General features: G+C 67.4%; 13 protein-coding genes. All 13 read left to right on the top strand.

The features are described 5' to 3' along the window. The first annotated feature begins 4 nt into the window (after positions 1-4). Complete coding sequence (gene ftsL, locus ACZ47F_RS02305; protein ID WP_464925700.1) at positions 5-337, top strand: cell division protein FtsL; 333 nt, start codon at positions 5-7, stop codon at positions 335-337. Continuing rightward, positions 334-2,121 (top strand): peptidoglycan D,D-transpeptidase FtsI family protein, encoded by a 1,788-nt coding sequence (locus ACZ47F_RS02300; RefSeq protein ID WP_464925699.1) that lies wholly within the window; start codon positions 334-336, stop codon positions 2,119-2,121. The genes ftsL and ACZ47F_RS02300 overlap by 4 nt, the downstream gene beginning before the upstream one ends. After that, entirely contained in the window at positions 2,118-5,165 is a 3,048-nt protein-coding gene (gene murF / locus ACZ47F_RS02295; protein ID WP_464925698.1) for a bifunctional UDP-N-acetylmuramoyl-L-alanyl-D-glutamate--2,6-diaminopimelate ligase MurE/UDP-N-acetylmuramoyl-tripeptide--D-alanyl-D-alanine ligase MurF, read from the top strand. Before ACZ47F_RS02300 ends, murF begins: the two co-directional genes overlap by 4 nt. After that, positions 5,155-6,333: a phospho-N-acetylmuramoyl-pentapeptide-transferase gene (mraY, locus tag ACZ47F_RS02290; RefSeq protein WP_464925697.1), complete on the top strand. Its 1,179-nt coding sequence runs from the start codon at positions 5,155-5,157 to the stop codon at positions 6,331-6,333. The genes murF and mraY overlap by 11 nt, the downstream gene beginning before the upstream one ends. Further along, positions 6,330-7,856 carry a UDP-N-acetylmuramoyl-L-alanine--D-glutamate ligase gene (gene murD / locus ACZ47F_RS02285; RefSeq protein ID WP_464925696.1) on the top strand — a complete coding sequence of 509 codons (1,527 nt, stop codon included), beginning with the start codon at positions 6,330-6,332 and terminating at the stop codon, positions 7,854-7,856. The genes mraY and murD overlap by 4 nt, the downstream gene beginning before the upstream one ends. After that, positions 7,849-9,084: a putative lipid II flippase FtsW gene (ftsW, locus tag ACZ47F_RS02280; RefSeq protein WP_464925695.1), complete on the top strand. Its 1,236-nt coding sequence runs from the start codon at positions 7,849-7,851 to the stop codon at positions 9,082-9,084. Before murD ends, ftsW begins: the two co-directional genes overlap by 8 nt. Beyond that, positions 9,081-10,181, top strand: coding sequence for an undecaprenyldiphospho-muramoylpentapeptide beta-N-acetylglucosaminyltransferase (gene murG, locus ACZ47F_RS02275; RefSeq protein ID WP_464925694.1), 1,101 nt, complete (start codon positions 9,081-9,083; stop codon positions 10,179-10,181). Before ftsW ends, murG begins: the two co-directional genes overlap by 4 nt. Beyond that, entirely contained in the window at positions 10,178-11,587 is a 1,410-nt protein-coding gene (gene murC / locus ACZ47F_RS02270) for a UDP-N-acetylmuramate--L-alanine ligase (RefSeq protein ID WP_464925693.1), read from the top strand. The genes murG and murC overlap by 4 nt, the downstream gene beginning before the upstream one ends. Then, positions 11,584-12,558: a D-alanine--D-alanine ligase gene (locus ACZ47F_RS02265; protein ID WP_464925692.1), complete on the top strand. Its 975-nt coding sequence runs from the start codon at positions 11,584-11,586 to the stop codon at positions 12,556-12,558. The genes murC and ACZ47F_RS02265 overlap by 4 nt, the downstream gene beginning before the upstream one ends. Next, on the top strand, positions 12,555-13,367 hold the full coding sequence (locus ACZ47F_RS02260) for a cell division protein FtsQ/DivIB (RefSeq protein WP_464925691.1): 813 nt from the start codon (positions 12,555-12,557) through the stop codon (positions 13,365-13,367). The genes ACZ47F_RS02265 and ACZ47F_RS02260 overlap by 4 nt, the downstream gene beginning before the upstream one ends. A gap of 1 nt (position 13,368) precedes the next feature. Beyond that, positions 13,369-14,616, top strand: coding sequence for a cell division protein FtsA (ftsA, locus tag ACZ47F_RS02255; RefSeq protein ID WP_464925690.1), 1,248 nt, complete (start codon positions 13,369-13,371; stop codon positions 14,614-14,616). 97 nt (positions 14,617-14,713) lie between these two features. Then, the gene (ftsZ, locus tag ACZ47F_RS02250) at positions 14,714-15,898 is read left to right on the top strand and encodes a cell division protein FtsZ (protein WP_464925689.1); all 1,185 of its coding nucleotides are present in this window, start codon (positions 14,714-14,716) and stop codon (positions 15,896-15,898) included. Between the two features lie 262 nt (positions 15,899-16,160). Continuing rightward, the gene (gene lpxC / locus ACZ47F_RS02245; protein WP_464925688.1) at positions 16,161-17,087 is read left to right on the top strand and encodes a UDP-3-O-acyl-N-acetylglucosamine deacetylase; all 927 of its coding nucleotides are present in this window, start codon (positions 16,161-16,163) and stop codon (positions 17,085-17,087) included. The last annotated feature ends 110 nt before the right edge of the window (positions 17,088-17,197 follow it).

Genomic DNA, 17,197 nt, shown 5'->3' with positions numbered 1-17,197 from the left:
CATGATGACGCGCATCAACCTGTTCCTGCTGCTGGCCGTGGTGCTGTGCGCCATGTCGGTCGTGCGCGCACAGTATCAGGGCCGGCGGCTGTTCGCCGCGCTGGACGTGGCGCAGCAGCGAGCCGAGCAGTTGCAGATGGAGCGCGATCGCCTGCAGGTGGAATACCGCGCGATGAGCGCACCGGGCCGGATCGAGCAGATCGCACGCACCCAGCTCGACATGCGCCCGATCACTCCGGCGCGCACCATCTACGTCCCCGAAGGGGCGACGGTCCTGCCGCCGCTGCCGGTATTGCCTCAGACTGCCCCGGCGAACAAAAAGGGGGGGCAGCGATGAAAAATCCCGCGCTGCGCCTGTCCGCAGCTGCTGACACCTCCGTCAAAAGCCCGCTGCTGCATGTCAAGCTGCCGCCGGGACGTGCTTGGCTGGTGAAATGGCTGCTGTTCGCCGTGTTCGCCCTGCTGGCGTTGCGGGCCTTCTGGGTGCAGGTGTGGACCACGCAGTTCTATCAGAACCAGGGCGAACTGCGCTTCGTGCGCACCATCGAGCTGCCGGCGATGCGTGGCCGTATTCTGGATCGTCATGGCAACATCCTGGCTTCGAGCATCCCGGCCAAGACCATCTGGGCCGACCCCACGCAGGTCGATATCAGCGACGACAAGGTGCAGCGCCTTGCCACCCTGCTCGGTCTGAATGCCGCCGATCTGCAGCGTCGTCTGGACTCGGACAAGCAGTTCGTCTATCTCAAGCGGCAGGTCGACATCGACGTGGCGCGGCAGGTCAAGGCGCTGGGCATCAAGGGCATTTATGAGTCGCCCAGTTACAGGCGCTACTACCCCGAAGGCGCGGCGGCGGCGCAGCTCATCGGGTTTGCCAATATCGATGGTCAGGGGCAGGACGGCATGGAACTGGCGCTGCAGTCGCGCCTGGCCGGGCACCCGGGCGTGCGCAAGGTGGTCAAGGACCGTCTGGGCAATGTGATCGAGGATGTTTCGGGCGGCGTGCCACCGGTGGACGGGCAGGATGTGGTGCTGTCGATCGACAGCAAGATCCAGTATCTCACCTATCAGGCGCTCAAGCAGGCAGTGGAGGACAACAAGGCGAAGAACGGCAGCGCCGTGGTGATCGATGCGCACACCGGCGAAATCCTGGCGATGGCCAACTATCCCAGCTTCGACCCCAACAGCCGCAAGCGCATGAGCGAGTCGGACATCCGCAACTTTGCCGTGACCGATGCGTTCGAGCCGGGCTCGGTGCTCAAGCCCATCACCCTGAGCGCGGCGCTACAGGCCGGCATCATCACCCCGACCACGGTCTTTCACACTGCGCCGGGCTGCCAGCAGTTTTACGGCGCCAACATCTGCGACGACAGCAACAATGGCGACATCGAGCTGCCGCAGGTCATCCAGTATTCGAGCAATGTCGCGACCTCGCAGGTGGTGAGCAAAATGCCGGCGCAGGTGCAGTGGAATATGTACACCGCGGTGGGCTTCGGCCAGCGCCCGCAGATCGAGTTTCCCGGCGCCACCAGCGGGCTGATGCGGCCGCTCAAGCGCTGGCGTCCGATCGACCGCATCACCATGGGCTTTGGCTATGGGCTGGGCATTTCCACCCTGCAACTGGCGCATGCCTATCTGATCTTCGCCGACCGCGGCCGCATCTTCCCGGTCACGCTGTTCAAGCAAGACCAGGCGCCCGAGGGCGTGCAGGTGGTCTCGCCCACCGTAGCACGCGAAATGCGCGGCATGCTGGCATTGGTCACCCAGCCAGGCGGCACCGCGCCGGCTGCGGCCGTGCCGGGCTATTCCACCGGCGGCAAGACCGGCACCGCGTGGATCGCCAGAAACGGCCGGTATGACAAGAAGCTGTTCCGCGCCCAGTTCGTCGGCCTTGCGCCGATCAACCACCCGATGCTGGTGATGGCGGTGTCGATCGATCAGCCGTCTGCGGGCAAGCATTTCGGCGGGCAGGTGGCGGCGCCGGTGTTCGCGGCCGTGGTGCCGCAGGCCCTGCGCATTCTGGGCGTGCAGCCCGACCTGCCGGTCAAACCCGATCTGGTGCCGGCGCAGACCGCGCAGGCGCTGCAAGCGTCCGCAGACCGGGCCAAGGGGGGAGCATGAGCGCGGCGCTCGATTCGGTCGACACGGTGCTCCATGCCCTGCGCGCGCTGGGCGTGCCGCCCACCGCGCCTTGGTCGACTGATACCCGCGACCTGACCGCCGGCGAGGTATTCGTCGCCTGGCCGGGCGCGACGCGCGACCCGCGCCGCTTCGTGCCGCAGGCGCTCGCTGCCGGGGCAGCCGCGGCGCTGGTCGAGGCCGACGGTGCGCAGGATTTTGGCTGGACCGACCCGCGCATCGTCAAGGTCGCGGGGCTGAAGGCACTGGCCGGGCCGCTGGCCGCCGCGTGGTATGGACATCCGTCGCAGACCGTGCGGCTGCTGGCGGTCACCGGCACCAACGGCAAGACCTCCTGCGCGCTATGGGCCGCGCAGGCGCTGAACGCCGCCGGACAGCGTTGCGGCGTGATCGGCACCCTGGGCGCCGGCTGGCCGGATGCCCTGCGTCCCACCGGCTTCACCACCCCCGACCCGGTCCGGCTTCAGGCCATGCTGGCGATGCTGCGCGACCAGGGCGCGCGCTGGTGCGCGATCGAGGCATCGAGCATCGGTCTGGACGAGCATCGTCTGGATGGCTGCAGCATCTTTGCTGCGGCGTTCACCAATCTCACCCAGGACCATCTGGACTACCACGGCGACATGGCGTCATACGCGCGGGCCAAGCAGCGGCTGTTCGTCTGGCCTGGGCTGCGCCATGCGGTGCTCAACCGCGACGACGCCTTTGCTGCGCAGACCCTGCTGCCCGACTGCCGCGCCCGCGGCCTGCAGGTACAGACCGCCTCGCTGCAGGCCGAGGCCGACTGGCAGGCCGAAGACCTGGCGCAGACCGCAATCGGCCAGCGCCTGACCCTGGTGCACCACAACCAGCGTCATGCCCTGGAGTTGCCGGTGCTCGGCGCGTTCAACCTGAACAATCTGCTGCTGGTTGCCGCGCTGCTGCACACCACCGGGCTGGAGGATGCGCAGATTCTCGCCGCGCTGCGCACCGTGCGCCCGGTGCCCGGTCGCATGCAGACGCTCGGCGGCCAGGGTGCGCCTCTGGCGGTGATCGACTACGCGCATACCCCCGACGCGCTGGACAAGGCGCTGCAGGCGCTGCGCCCTGTCGCCGCAGCGCGCAAGGGCAAGCTGTGGTGCATTTTCGGTGCTGGCGGCGACCGCGATGCGCGCAAGCGCCCACTGATGGCGCAGGCGGTCGAGGGCCGCGCCGACCGCATCGTGCTCACCAGCGACAACCCGCGCAGCGAGCCGCCGGGCGCGATCCTGCAGGATTTGCTCGCCGGTTTGCAGCAACCAGCGCAGGCGTTGCTGATCGAAGATCGCGCCGTGGCCATCGCGCAGACGCTGGCGCACGCCGCCGCGCACGACGTGGTGCTGATCGCTGGCAAAGGGCATGAGGCCACGCAGGACATCGCCGGGCGCAGGCTGGCGTTTAGCGACCTGTTCCACGCCCGCATGGCGCTGGCCGCGCGCGGCGCCGGGCTGTTCACCCTGGGCGAGGCGCAGGACTGGATCGGTGCCGGGGCACGGCTTTGCGGTGACCCGAACACCGCGGTTGCCAGCGTGCAGACCGACAGCCGCAAGCTCACGCCGGGCGCGCTGTTCGTCGCGCTGTGCGGCGAACGTTTCGATGCGCATGACTTTCTGCCGCAGGCCGCAGCCGCGGGGGCGGCGGCCCTGCTGGCCGAGCGTGGGGTTTGCCAGGGCGATGGGGCGGTGCGGACTCCAGGGGGCACCTTCCTGATCCCGGCCCTCCCCTCAGGAGGGGAGACAGCAGACACGCACCCACACGGCGGGGCGGGTCGGGAGGGGAACATCCCCGCCTGCGGCCTGCCGGGCATCGAAGTGCCCGATTCCCGCCGCGCGCTCGGTCTGCTGGCGCGCGGCTGGCGGCGGCAGCAAACCCTGCCGCTGATCGCCGTGACTGGCTCCAACGGCAAGACCACGGTGACGCAGATGCTCGCCGCCATCCTGGCCGCATGGCTGGGCGAGGACGCGCGGCTGGCCACGCAGGGCAACTTCAACAACGACGTCGGCCTGCCGCTGACCCTGCTGCGTCTGCGGCCGCAGCATCAGGCCGCGGTCGTCGAACTCGGCATGAACCATCCGGGCGAGATCGCCTGGCTTGCCAGCCTGGCCGAGCCGACCGTGGCGCTGGTGAACAACGCGCAGCGCGAACATCAGGAATTCCTGCGCGGCGTCGAGGCGGTGGCGCGCGAAAACGGCGCGGTACTCGCCGCGTTGCCGCCGCAAGGCATGGCGGTATTCCCGGCGGACGACGCGCATAGCCCGATCTGGGCCGAACTCGCAGGCCGCCGCCGCTGCCTGCGGTTTGCCTTGCGCAAGGCTGATGCAGCAAGCATTGATGCCGAGGTCAGCGGTGTGGCGTTCTACCGCCAGGGCCAGCTGCGGCTGCAACTGCACACCCCGGCTGGACATGCCGACATCGGCCTGCGGCTGCTTGGGCGGCACAACGCGCGCAACGCGCTGGCAGCAACTGCCGCAGCGCTGGCCGCGGGCGCGCCGCTCGATGCGATCTGCCGCGGGCTCGAATCGTTTGCGCCGGTTGCGGGACGGCTGGTGCCGCATCGCCTGCAGCTTGCGGATGGACACTCTGTGCTGCTGATTGACGACAGCTACAACGCCAACCCGGATTCGGTGCGCGCCGCAATCGACGTGCTCGCCGAGCTGCCGGGCCGCAGCCTGCTGCTGCTCGGCGACATGGGCGAGGTCGGCGACAACGGCCCGGCGTTCCATGCCGAGGTCGGTGCCTATGCAGCGCAGCGTGGCGTTGTGGCGCTGTGGGCCTGCGGCGCGCTGACGGCGCATGCCGCCACGGCGGCGGGCGCTGCTGGCTTGGCCGAGGTGCTGCACATCGGCGAACCGGACGCGCTGCCGCTGCGGGCGGACAGACTGCGCGGTTTTGACACCGTGCTGGTCAAAGGCTCACGCTTCATGCGCATGGAGCGGGCGGTGCAGGCCATTGCCGCGCTGGCCACGGGTGGCCATGACGCATCCACCCAGGAGGCGCCCCATGCTGCATAGCCTGGCGCTGTGGCTGATGTCGCAGTCACCCGAACTCGGCTTTTTCCGGGTGTTCAACTACATCACCTTCCGCGCGGTGATGAGCACGCTGACCGCGCTGATCATCGGCCTGCTCGCCGGACCTGCGGTGATCCGCAAGCTCACCGCGATGAAGGTCGGGCAGGCAGTGCGTCAGGACGGCCCGCAGACCCATTTGATCAAGACCGGCACGCCGACCATGGGCGGCGTGCTCATCCTGCTGGCCATTGCCATGTCCACGCTGCTGTGGATGGATCTGTCCAACCGCTTTGTCTGGCTGGTGCTGTTGGTGACGCTGGGCTTTGGCGCCATCGGCTGGGCCGACGACTATCGCAAGGTGGTCTACCGCGACCCCAACGGCATGCGTTCGCGCGACAAGTATTTCTGGCAGACTGTGATCGGCGTGGCCGCAGCCTTCTATCTGGCGTTTGCCGTGTCGGGCAAGAGCAATGCGCAGGTGTGGCATCTGTTCGTGGAATGGCTGCGCAGCGGCATGACGATGCCGCTGCCGCCAGCATCCGACCTGATCGTGCCGTTTTTCAAGTCGGTCAGCTATCCGCTGGGCGTCGCCGGCTTCATTGTGCTGAGCTATCTGGTGATCGTGGGCAGCAGCAACGCGGTCAACCTCACCGACGGCGCCGACGGTCTGGCCATCATGCCGGTGGTGATGGTGGGCAGTTCGCTCGGCGTGTTCGCCTACGTGACCGGCAACGCTGTGTATTCCAAATACCTGCTGTTCCCCTTCATTCCCGGCACCGGAGAACTGCTGATCTTCGTTGGCGCGATGGTCGGCGCGGGGCTGGCGTTTCTGTGGTTCAACGCCTACCCGGCGCAGGTGTTCATGGGCGATGTGGGCGCGCTGGCGCTGGGCGGCGCGCTGGGCACCATTGCGGTGATCGTGCGGCAGGAAATCGTGCTCGCGATCATGGGCGGGGTGTTCGTTGCCGAAACCGTGTCGGTGATGATCCAGGTCAGCTACTTCAAGTACACCAAGAAAAAGTACGGAGTGGGGCGGCGGATTTTCAAAATGGCGCCACTGCACCATCACTTCGAGCAACTCGGGGTGAAGGAATCGCAGGTGGTGGTGCGGTTCTGGATCGTCACCATGATTCTCTGTCTGGTCGGGCTGGCCAGTTTGAAGCTGCGATGAAACTGCGCAACCTGTCCGTTCTCGTGCTCGGCCTGGGCGAATCCGGCCTGGCGATGGCGCGCTGGTGCGCCGGGCAGGGCGCGTGCGTGCGCGTGGCCGACAGTCGCGAACGACCGCCCGGGCTGACCGCGCTTGCGCAGGAACTGCCCGAGGTGAGCACGCATTGCGGCAGGCTGAGCGCCGACACACTGGGCGATGCGCAACTGTTACTGCGCAGCCCCGGCATTGCGCCGCATGCCACCGAGTTCGCCGCGATCGTGGATGCGGCCACTGCGCGTGGTGTGCCGATTGCGGGCGAACTGCATCTGTTTCAGTGGGCGCTCGATGCGCTGCGCGCGGACATCGGCTACGCCCCCAAGGTCGTCGCGATCACCGGCACCAATGGCAAGACCACGGTCACGCGTCTGACCGGGCTGATGCTCGAGCGTGCCGGCTGGAGTGTGGCGGTGGCTGGAAACATCTCGCCGTCGATGCTCGACGTCCTGCGCCAGCGCATGGCGCAGCGCACGCTGCCGCAGGCCTGGGTGCTGGAGCTCTCCAGCTTTCAGCTGCACGGCATGACCAACCTCGCCGCAGATGCCGCCACCGTGCTCAACATCACCCAGGATCATCTCGACTGGCACGGCGACATGACCGCTTACGCCGCGGACAAGGCGCATATCTTTGGACAAGAGACTGGAAGCGGCGTCATGGTGCTCAACCGCGACGATCCGGCTGTGCTGGCGATGCTGCGACCCGGTCGGCGCGTGCGGCGCTTTGGTCTTGGCGTGCCGCAGCAGGCCGGCGACTGGGGCGTGGTACGCGAGGGCGGGATCGACTGGCTGGCGCGTGCGCTGCCCGATCGGCAGGCCGAGGAGGCGCTGCTGTCGGGTAAACCCGCGCGCCGCGGCAAGCAGTCTGCGCAGCCCGAGGCGGCGCTGCAGCTGCAGCGTCTGATGCCTGCGGAGGCGCTGCGCATCCAAGGGGCGCACAACATCGCCAATGCCCTGGCCGCGCTGGCGCTGGGCGACGCGGTGGGCGCGCCGCTGGCGCCGATGCTGCATGCGCTGCGTGACTACCGCGGCGAGCCGCACCGCATGCAGACGGTCGCGGTGATCGACGGTGTGCGCTGGATCGATGACAGTAAGGGCACCAATGTCGGCGCCACGGTCGCGGCGCTGGCCGGCATGGATTGCCCGGTGGTGCTGATCGCCGGCGGCGACGGCAAAGGACAGGACTTTTCGCCGCTGTGCGCGCAGGCCGCGCGGCTGCGGGCCGCGGTGCTGATCGGCCGCGATGCGCAGGCCATTGCCGACGCACTGCAAGGGCTCGTCCCGATCACGTTCACGCAGTCCCTGGAGCAGGCAGTGCAGCACGCCGCCACGCTGGCGCAGACCGGCGACGCGGTGCTGTTGTCTCCCGCCTGCGCCAGCCTGGACATGTTCCGCAACTACGCCCACCGCGCCGAAGTCTTTATCGCCGCGGTGCGCGACCTGGCCGAACAGCGCGGCCAAGTGTGGACCGAGGGAGCCGATCATGTTTGAGCGCATGCTGCCCTTCCTCGGTCGCAAGCGCGACAAGGCCGCAGCCGAACTGCCGGTGCGGGTGGGCCATGTCGCGCCGCGGCAGTCGCGCATGCTCGACTACGACCAGAACCTGGTTTGGGTCACGCTGCTGCTGCTGGCCTATGGCCTGGTCATGGTGTATTCGGCCACCATTTCCTTCCACGACTCGCCGCGCTATGCGCAGTGGTCGCCGTATCACTATTTCGTGCGCGATCTGTTTTCCATCGCTGCGGCGCTGCTGGCGAGCTGGATCGTGGTGCAGATTCCGATGAGCGAGCTGCAGAGATGGTCGATGCGGCTGTTCTTCCTCTCGCTGATCGGCCTGGTCGTGGTGCTGCTGCCGCACATCGGCAAGGATGTCAACGGGTCCAAGCGTTGGGTGGTGTTTCCGGGTGGGCTGAACTTCCAGCCATCCGAGCTGGTCAAGCTCACCGCGCTGCTCTACGCCGCAGACTTCATGGTGCGCAAGCAGGAGGTCAAGCAGAGTCTGGTCAAGACCTTCTTGCCGATGATGGCGGTGATGATGCTGGTGGGCGTGTTGCTGCTGGCCGAGCCGGACATGGGCGCGTTTCTGGTGATCGCCTCGCTGACCATGGCCATCCTGTTCCTCGGCGGTGCCAACGGCAAGCTGTTCGCGCTGTCTAGCGTGGCGGTGATCGGCGCCTTCGTGCTGATGATCGTGCTGTCGCCCTGGCGGCGCGACCGCATCTTCGCCTACCTCAATCCCTGGTCCGAGGCGAATGCGCTGGGCAGCGCGTACCAGCTCTCGCACGCGCTCATCGCCATGGGGCGCGGCGAGTGGTTCGGCGTCGGGCTGGGCGGCAGCATCGAAAAGCTGCACTACCTGCCGGAAGCGCACACCGATTTTCTTCTGGCCATCATCGGCGAGGAGCTCGGGCTGGTCGGCGTGGGCGCGGTGATTTTTGCGTTCTTCTGGATCGTGCGCCGCGCTTTCGACATCGGCCGTCAGGCGCTGGTGCTCGACCGCATGTACAGCGCGCTGGTCGCCCAGGGCGTGGGGGTATGGATCGGCGGGCAGGCGTTCATCAACATCGGCGTGAACCTCGGTCTGTTGCCCACCAAGGGCCTGACGCTGCCGCTGATGAGCTATGGCGGCTCGGCGCTGCTGCTCAACTGTATGGCCATCGCCGTGTTGCTGCGCGTCGATTTTGAAAACCGGGTGCTGATGCGCGGAGGACATGTATGACCATCCGCCAACCTGTCGCCGTCATCATGGCCGGAGGCACCGGCGGCCACATCTTTCCGGGCATTGCCGTGGGCGAGGGTTTGCGCGCTGTGGGCTGGACGGTGCACTGGATGGGCGCGCCTACTGGCATGGAGGCGCAGCTTGCGCCGCAGCACGGTTTTGACATGCTGTGGGTGCGCTTTGGCGGTCTGCGTGGCAAGGGGCTGCTGACCAAGCTACTGCTGCCGGTGAATCTGCTGCGTGCCTTCTGGCAGGCGCTGCGCGGCCTGCGCCGCATCAAGGCCGACGTGGTGGTGAGCATGGGCGGCTACATCGCCTTTCCCGGTGGCTTGATGAGCGTGTGGGCTGGGGCCAGGCTGGTGGTGCATGAGCAGAACGCCGTTGCCGGGCTGGCCAACAAGGTGCTCGCGCGCCTGGCCGACCGCAGCTACACCGCGTTTCCCGACGTGCTGCCGGGTGCGCAGTGGGTGGGCAATCCGGTGCGTGCGGAAATCTGCGCCTTGCCCTCGCCCGAGCAGCGTTACGCCGATCGCAGCGGGCCGCTGCAGGTGCTCGTGGTCGGCGGCAGTCTGGGCGCGCAGGCGCTCAACTCGCTGGTACCGCAGGCGCTGGCGCTTTTACCTGCGGGCGTTCGCCCGCAGGTGCGTCATCAAAGCGGGGCCAAGCATCTGCCGATCCTGCAACAGGCTTATGCCGACGCCGGGGTGCAAGCCGACTGCGTGGCCTTCATCGACGACATGGCCGCGGCTTATGCGCAGGCCGATCTGGTGATCTGCCGCGCCGGCGCCTCGACCGTGACCGAAGTGGCCTGCGCCGGGGTGGCTGCGCTGTTCGTGCCGTTTCCACATGCGGTCGATGACCACCAGACCGCCAATGCGCAATTTCTTGCAGGCCGCGACGCGGCGCTGCTGATCCAACAACGCGACCTCAGCGCGCAGGCGCTGGCCGATCTGCTGCAGCGCCTGGATCGCAAGCGCCTGCTGCAACTGGCCCGCGCCGCGCGCGCGCTTGCGCGCCCCGATGCGGTGCAGGCCATGGTGGATGGCTGCAACGCACTGCTGCCCGGGCGCAGCTCGATGCAAGGACAAGGGCGATGAAACACGCCATTCACCATATTCATTTCGTCGGCATCGGCGGCGCCGGGATGAGCGGCATTGCCGAGGTGCTGCACAACCTGGGCTACGGCATCAGCGGCTCGGACCTGAGCGAGAGCGCCGCGGTGCAGCGGCTGCGCGCGCTGGGTGTGCGTGTGGCCATCGGCCACGACGCGGCGCATGTGCAGGATGCCGACGCCGTGGTCGTTTCCACCGCGGTGCGCGCCGACAACCCCGAGGTGCTCGCTGCGCGTGCGCGTCATATTCCAGTGGTGCCGCGAGCGGTGATGCTTGCCGAGCTGATGCGCCTGAAGCGCGGCATCGCGATTGCCGGCACGCACGGCAAGACCACAACCACCAGCCTAGTCGCCAGTGTGCTGGCCGAGGGCGGGCTCGACCCGACCTTTGTCATCGGCGGCAAGCTCAACCGCGCCGGGGTCAACGCCAAGCTCGGGCAGGGCGAATACATCGTGGTCGAGGCCGATGAATCCGACGCCTCCTTCCTCAACCTGTTGCCGGTCATGGCCGTGGTCACCAACATCGACGCCGACCACATGGACACCTACGGCCATGACCCCGCGCGGCTGCGCCATGCCTTTGTCGATTTTCTCTCGCGTCTGCCGTTCTACGGCGCCGCGGTGCTGTGCGTGGACGATGCGGCAGTGCGCCAGATCCTGCCGTTCATCTCCAAGCCCATCACCAGCTACGGCTTTGCCGAGGATGCCCAGGTGCGCGCGGTCGACGTGCAGGCCGACGGCACGCAGATGCGCTTTACCGCCCTGCGGCGCAACGGGGTGCATCTGCCCCCGCTGCCCGTGGTGCTCAACCTGCCCGGCCGACACAACGTGCAAAATGCACTGGCAGCGATTGCCGTGGCCACCGAACTCAATGTGGACGACGCGGCGATCCAGCGGGCGCTGGCGGGTTTCCACGGCGTGGGCCGGCGTTTTCAGCGCTGTGGCGAGCTGCCGGCGAAAGACGGCGGGCGCTTCACCCTGATCGACGACTACGGCCACCATCCGGCCGAGATGGCTGCCACGCTGGCCGCAGCGCGCGGCGCATTTCCTGGGCGTCGCCTGGTGCTGGCCTTTCAGCCGCACCGCTACACCCGTACCCGCGACCTGTTCGAGGACTTTGTCAAGGTTCTTGGCCAGGCCGATGCCGTGCTGCTCACCGAGGTCTACGCCGCAGGCGAAGCCCCGCTGGTGGCTGCAGACGGCCGCAGCCTGGTGCGTGCGGTACGCGTGGCTGGCAAAGCCGAGCCGGTGTTCGTCGAGTCGATCGCCGACCTGCCACGCGCCATCCTCGACCAGGCGCACGACGGCGATGTGGTCATCTGCATGGGCGCAGGTTCGATTGGCGGTGTGCCGGCGCAGGTGGTCGCACTGGCCGGGGAGGGAAGGTCATGACACCCTGGCCGCAGATCGACCCGCGCAGTCTGGGCCGCGTGGCCGTGCTCATGGGCGGCATGTCCGCCGAGCGCGAGGTCTCGCTGATGTCGGGCAAGGGCGTGCTCGCCGCGCTGCAGTCTCGCGGGGTGGATGCCTTCGCCTTCGATCCGGCGGTGGATGATCTGGCCGCGCTCAAATCGTTTGGCGCGCAACGCGCGTTCATCAACCTGCATGGCCGCTGGGGCGAGGACGGTACGGTGCAGGGCGCGCTGGAACTACTAGGCATTCCCTACACCGGCCCGGGCGTACTCGCCTCGGCGCTGGCGATCGACAAGGCCATGACCAAGCGGCTGTGGCAATGTGACGGCCTGCCTACCCCACAGTGGCGCGAGGTCGGTTCGCTGGCCGAGGCGCAGGATGCTGCTGCGGCGCTGGGCTTTCCGCTGATTTTCAAGGCGACGCATGAAGGCTCGACCCTGGGCCTGAAGCGTGCCGACGCCGCCGCCGAGGTCGAGGCCGCATACCGCGAGGCGGCGCGTTACGACAGCAAGGTGCTGGTCGAGCAGTTCATCGTCGGTGACGAGGTGACCTGCAGCGTGATCGGTACGGGCGCTGCCGCGCGCGCGCTGCCGCTGATCCGCATCGTCGCCCCTGGCGGCAACTACGACTACGAGCACAAGTATTTCAGCGACGACACCCGCTACATCTGCCCGAGCGGGCTGCCCGCAGACGAGGAGGCGCGCATCCAGGACCTGGTGATGCGCAGCTACCGCAGCCTGGGCTGCCGCGGCTGGGCGCGTGCGGACATCATGATCCGCGCCGCCGACCGCCAGCCCTTCCTGCTGGAGATCAACACCTCGCCGGGCATGACCGGGCACTCGCTGGTGCCGATGGCTGCACGCGTGGCCGGGCTGGACTATGCCGACCTGTGCCTGCTCATCCTGAGCCTGGCCGCCCTCGATCAACCGCACCGGAGCTCGAGCCGATGAGCCGCACCGCCGCGTCTGAGCTGCCGCTCGACATCCGTCTGATGCAGGGCACCACGCGTGCGCTGTACTGGCTGCTGGCGCTGGGCTGCCTGTTCGCCGCCGGACACTGGCTGATGCAGCGCAGCTGGTGGGACATCCGCGCGGTGCGGCTGCAGGGCGATCTGCAACGCATCAGCCCGGTCACGGTACGGGCCGAGGCCCTGCCGCAGCTGCAGGGCAATTTCCTCACCATCAACCTGGCGCAGGCGCAGCGCGTGTTCGAGCAGCTGCCCTGGGTACGCTCCGCGGTGGTGCAGCGGCTGTGGCCGATGGAGCTGCTGGTGACGCTGCAGACGCAGCAGCCCGTGGCGCTGTGGCGCGACCGCGGCGGCACGCCTCAACTGCTCAATGCCGAGGGGCAACCGTTCAATGCCAACCTCGGCGAGGTGCAGGGCCTGGATCTACCCCAGCTCAGCGGGCCTGCAGGCAGCGGCGCGCAGGTGTTGCAGATGAGCCGTTGGCTGCAAAGCCTGCTGCAGCCGTTCGACCAAACCTTGGCCGCACTGACGCTGGGCAGCGCAGGCAACTGGAGCCTGCAGACCCGCAGCAATCTGCGCATCGACCTGGGTAGCGCGCCCGACAGCCCGGCAACTCGGCAGCGCCTGCGGCAATTCCTGCAACTCATGCCGCAGCTGCAGGCCCGCTACGGCCGGCCCATCGACAGCGCAGACCTGCGCTACCCGAATGGCTTTGCGGTGCATCTGCAAGGCGTTGAGCTTCCGGGGATGAAGGACAAGACGACGCCGCAAACCGCGGGGAGGAAAGACTGACATGGCCAACAAGGACTACAAGGATCTGGTGGTGGCGCTGGACATCGGCACCTCCAAAGTGCTGGTGGTCGTTGCCGAAATGCTGGCCGAGCGCGACAACCCGGCAGCCGGGCTCAAGATCGTCGGCATGGGCCAGGCGCCGACTGCGGGCATGCGCCGCGGGGTGGTGGTGGACATCGAGGCCACGGTGCAGTCCATCCAGGCCGCGCTCAAGGAGGCCGAGCTGATGGCCGACTGCAAGATCACTCATGTCATCACCGGCATCACCGGCAGCCATATCCGCGGGCAGAACTCGCACGGCATGGTGGCGATCAAGGATCGCGAGGTCACGCAGGCCGATGTCAACCGCGTGATCGAAACCGCCAAGGCGGTGAACATTCCCGCCGATCAGCGCCTGCTGCTGGTCGAGCCGCAGGAATTCATCATCGACGGCCAGGAAGTCAAGGAACCGGTGGGCATGAGCGGCGTTCGGCTGGAGGTCAACGTGCACATCGTCACCGGCGCGCAGACCGCCGCCGAGAACGTGCTCAAGTGCGTGCGCCGCTGTGGCCTGGAGGTCGAGCAACTGGTGCTGCATCCGCTGGCGTCCAGTCATGCAGTGCTCACTGCCGACGAGAAGGAGCTCGGCGTGGCGGTGGTGGACATCGGCGCCGGGGTGACCGACATCGCCATCTACACCGGCGGCGCGATCCGCCACACCGCCATCATTCCGGTGGCCGGGGAGCTGATCACCAGCGACATCGCCATGGCGCTGCGCACCCCGACGCGCGACGCCGAGGACATCAAGATCGAACACGGCATCGCCAAGCAGGTGCTGTCCAATCCAGAAGAAACGCTGGAGGTGCCCGGGCTGGGCGACCGCGGCCCGCGCATGCTCTCGCGCCAGGTGCTCGCCAGTGTGATCGAGCCGCGCGCCGAAGAGATTTTCGCCCTGGCGCAACAGGTCATCCGCGACTCGCGATTCGAGGACGTGCTGTCCTCCGGGGTGGTGTTGTGCGGCGGATCGGCGCAGTTGCCTGGCATGGTCGAACTGGCCGAGGACATTTTTCTCAAGCCGGTGCGCGTGGGCGTGCCCAGCTACAGCGGGCCGCTGGCCGACATGGTGCGCAACCCGCGCATGGCGACCGTCATGGGTTTGCTCGCCGAAGCACAGCACCAGCGCCAGCGCGGCGCGCGCATTGCGCACAAGGGCGGCTCGGTCAAGGGATCGCTGGGCCGCCTGAAGGAGTGGTTTACAGGGAATTTTTGAGTTCTGTGCAGCGGCGTCCGGAGGGTCCGGGTGCGGCGGCGCAGGGTGTGTTCGGCCGGCGTAGGGTGCGCCAGCCGGTATTCAACGGAGGTGTGACATGGCTTTTGAAATGATCGAGAACGACGCCGACAGCGCGTTCAACCAGGGAACCAACATCAAAGTCATCGGTGTTGGCGGTGGCGGCGGCAACGCGGTCGAACACATGATCGCCTCGGGCGTGCGCGGAGTGGAATTCATCTGCGCCAACACAGACGCGCAGGCGCTGAAAAATTCGAGCGCGCACCGCTTCCTGCAACTGGGCAAGACCGGTCTGGGTGCCGGCGGCAAGCCGGTGGTCGGGCGCGAGGCGGCCGATCAGGCCCGCGCGCAGATCCGCGACGCACTCGAAGGCGCGCACATGCTGTTCATCACCGCGGGCATGGGCGGCGGCACTGGCACCGGCGCCGCGCCGGTGATTGCCAAGATCGCGCGCGAGATGGGCATTCTCACCGTGGCCGTGGTCACCCGCCCGTTCGAGTTCGAAGGCTCCAAGCGCATGGCCAATGCCGAGCAGGGCCTGGCCGAACTCGAGGCCAATGTCGACTCGTTGATCGTCGTGCTCAACGAAAAGCTGCTCGAGGTGTACGGTGACGACATCAGCCAGAAAGAAGCCTTTGCCAAGGCCAACGACGTGCTGAAAAACGCCACCGGTGGCATTGCCGAGATCATCAACGTGCCTGGCCTGATCAACGCCGACTTCGAAGACGTCAAGAGCGTGATGGGCGAGCCGGGCAAGGCGATGATGGGCACCGCGGTGGCCAGCGGCCCCGACCGCGCCCGGCTGGCTGCCGAACAGGCGGTGGTCTGCCCGCTGCTCGACGGCGTGGACCTCTCCGGTGCCAAGGGCGTACTGGTCAACATCACCGCCGACGACTCGCTGCGCCTGGGCGAAACCCGCGAGGCGATGAACGCGATCCGCGCCTATGCTGCGCCCGATGCCAACATCATTTTCGGCACGGTCAACGATCCGAGCATGGGTGATTCGCTGCGCGTGACCGTGCTGGCCACGGGTCTGAGCGGCAGGGCCGAAAAGGTCGCCCCGGAACTCACGGTCATCCGCACCGGCACCGACAATGTGCCGCTGCGCACTGCCTCCTTTGGCCCGGCCAGCGCCGACCCCTACCAGAGCCCGGCGATCTGGCGCAACGGGCGCGGCGCGCCCTCGGCGCATGTTAGCGCGCTGATGCAGGGAGGCATGGACGAGGTCGAAATTCCGGCCTTCCTGCGCAAGCAGGCCGACTGACGCGCCCGCGCCAAAGCGCTCGGCGACCGCTTGCGGCCGCGCGCGGCGCGAGCGCGCGCGAAAACCGCCTCCCCCGACGGAGTGACCCGACTCCGCGCGGGCATGTCGCCGCAGCACGGGCAAGCGCACCCAGGCCCACCCCGGCAGATCACCTCCCTGCCCGGGTGGGCCCGACCACCGAGCGCCCGCGCGGCGGGCATGCCGCAAAGACTCTAGAATGCATAGCCAAGACCAATCGAAAAACAACCGTTCATAAAAAATCATGCTGGCGCAACGCACCATCCAATCCGTCAACCGCGCCGTGGGCGTGGGTCTGCACAGCAGTGAACGGGTGGAACTGACGCTGCGCCCGGCACCGCCGGACACCGGCATCGTGTTCACCCGCACCGATCTGAGCCAGCCGGTCGAAATTCCGCTCAGCCCCTTTGCCGTGGTCGACACGCGCATGGCCACCACCCTGGGGCGGGACGGCGTGAAAATCCACACCGTCGAGCACCTGCTGTCGGCCTGCTCTGGACTGGGGATCGACAACCTCTACATCGACGTCACCGCCGAGGAGATTCCCATCCTCGATGGCTCGGCCTCGTCTTTCGTCTATCTGCTGCAGTCCGCCGGAATCGCGCTGCAGAACGCGCCCAAGCGCTTCATCCGGGTGCGCAAGGCGGTGGAACTGCGGCTGGGCGAGGGCAACGACCTCAAATGGGCGCGGCTCGAGCCCTTCGATGGTTTTAAGCTCAGCTTCGACATCGATTTCGACCACCCCGCGGTCGATCAGACCGCGCAGTCCACCATGTTCGAGCTCGGGCGCGATTCGTATGTCAGAGACATCGCGCGCGCACGCACGTTCGGTTTCATGCGCGATGTCGAAACCCTACGCAGCAACGGCCTGGCGCTGGGCGGCAGCATGGAAAACGCTATCGTGATGGACGAGTACCGTGTGCTCAACCAGGAGGGCCTGCGCCTGGACGACGAGTTCGTCAAGCACAAGATACTCGACGCCATCGGCGACCTGTACGTGGCGGGCAAGGCGTTGATCGGCGCCTACAGCGCGTTTCGCAGCGGACACGCGGTTAACAACATGCTGCTGCGCAAGCTGTTTGCCGACCAGAGCGCGTATGAAATCGTCAGTTTCGATGACGCCGCGCGTGCGCCGGCTGCGTTCCGTGCGGTGCCGACCTTCGCATTCTGACCGCGTCAGGCCCAGGCCTTAGCAGGCCGTTGAAAAACTACTGCGGTGGGCCATCTGCGGCGTTGCACGGTGCTCGCTGCCTCGCCTATCTATTTGATAGGTCTCGGTCG

The sequence above is a fragment of the Thiomonas islandica genome (genome assembly GCF_055383445.1).
The sequence above is the reverse complement of the archived record's forward strand: the minus strand, read 5'-3'. Positions and strand labels throughout refer to the sequence as shown.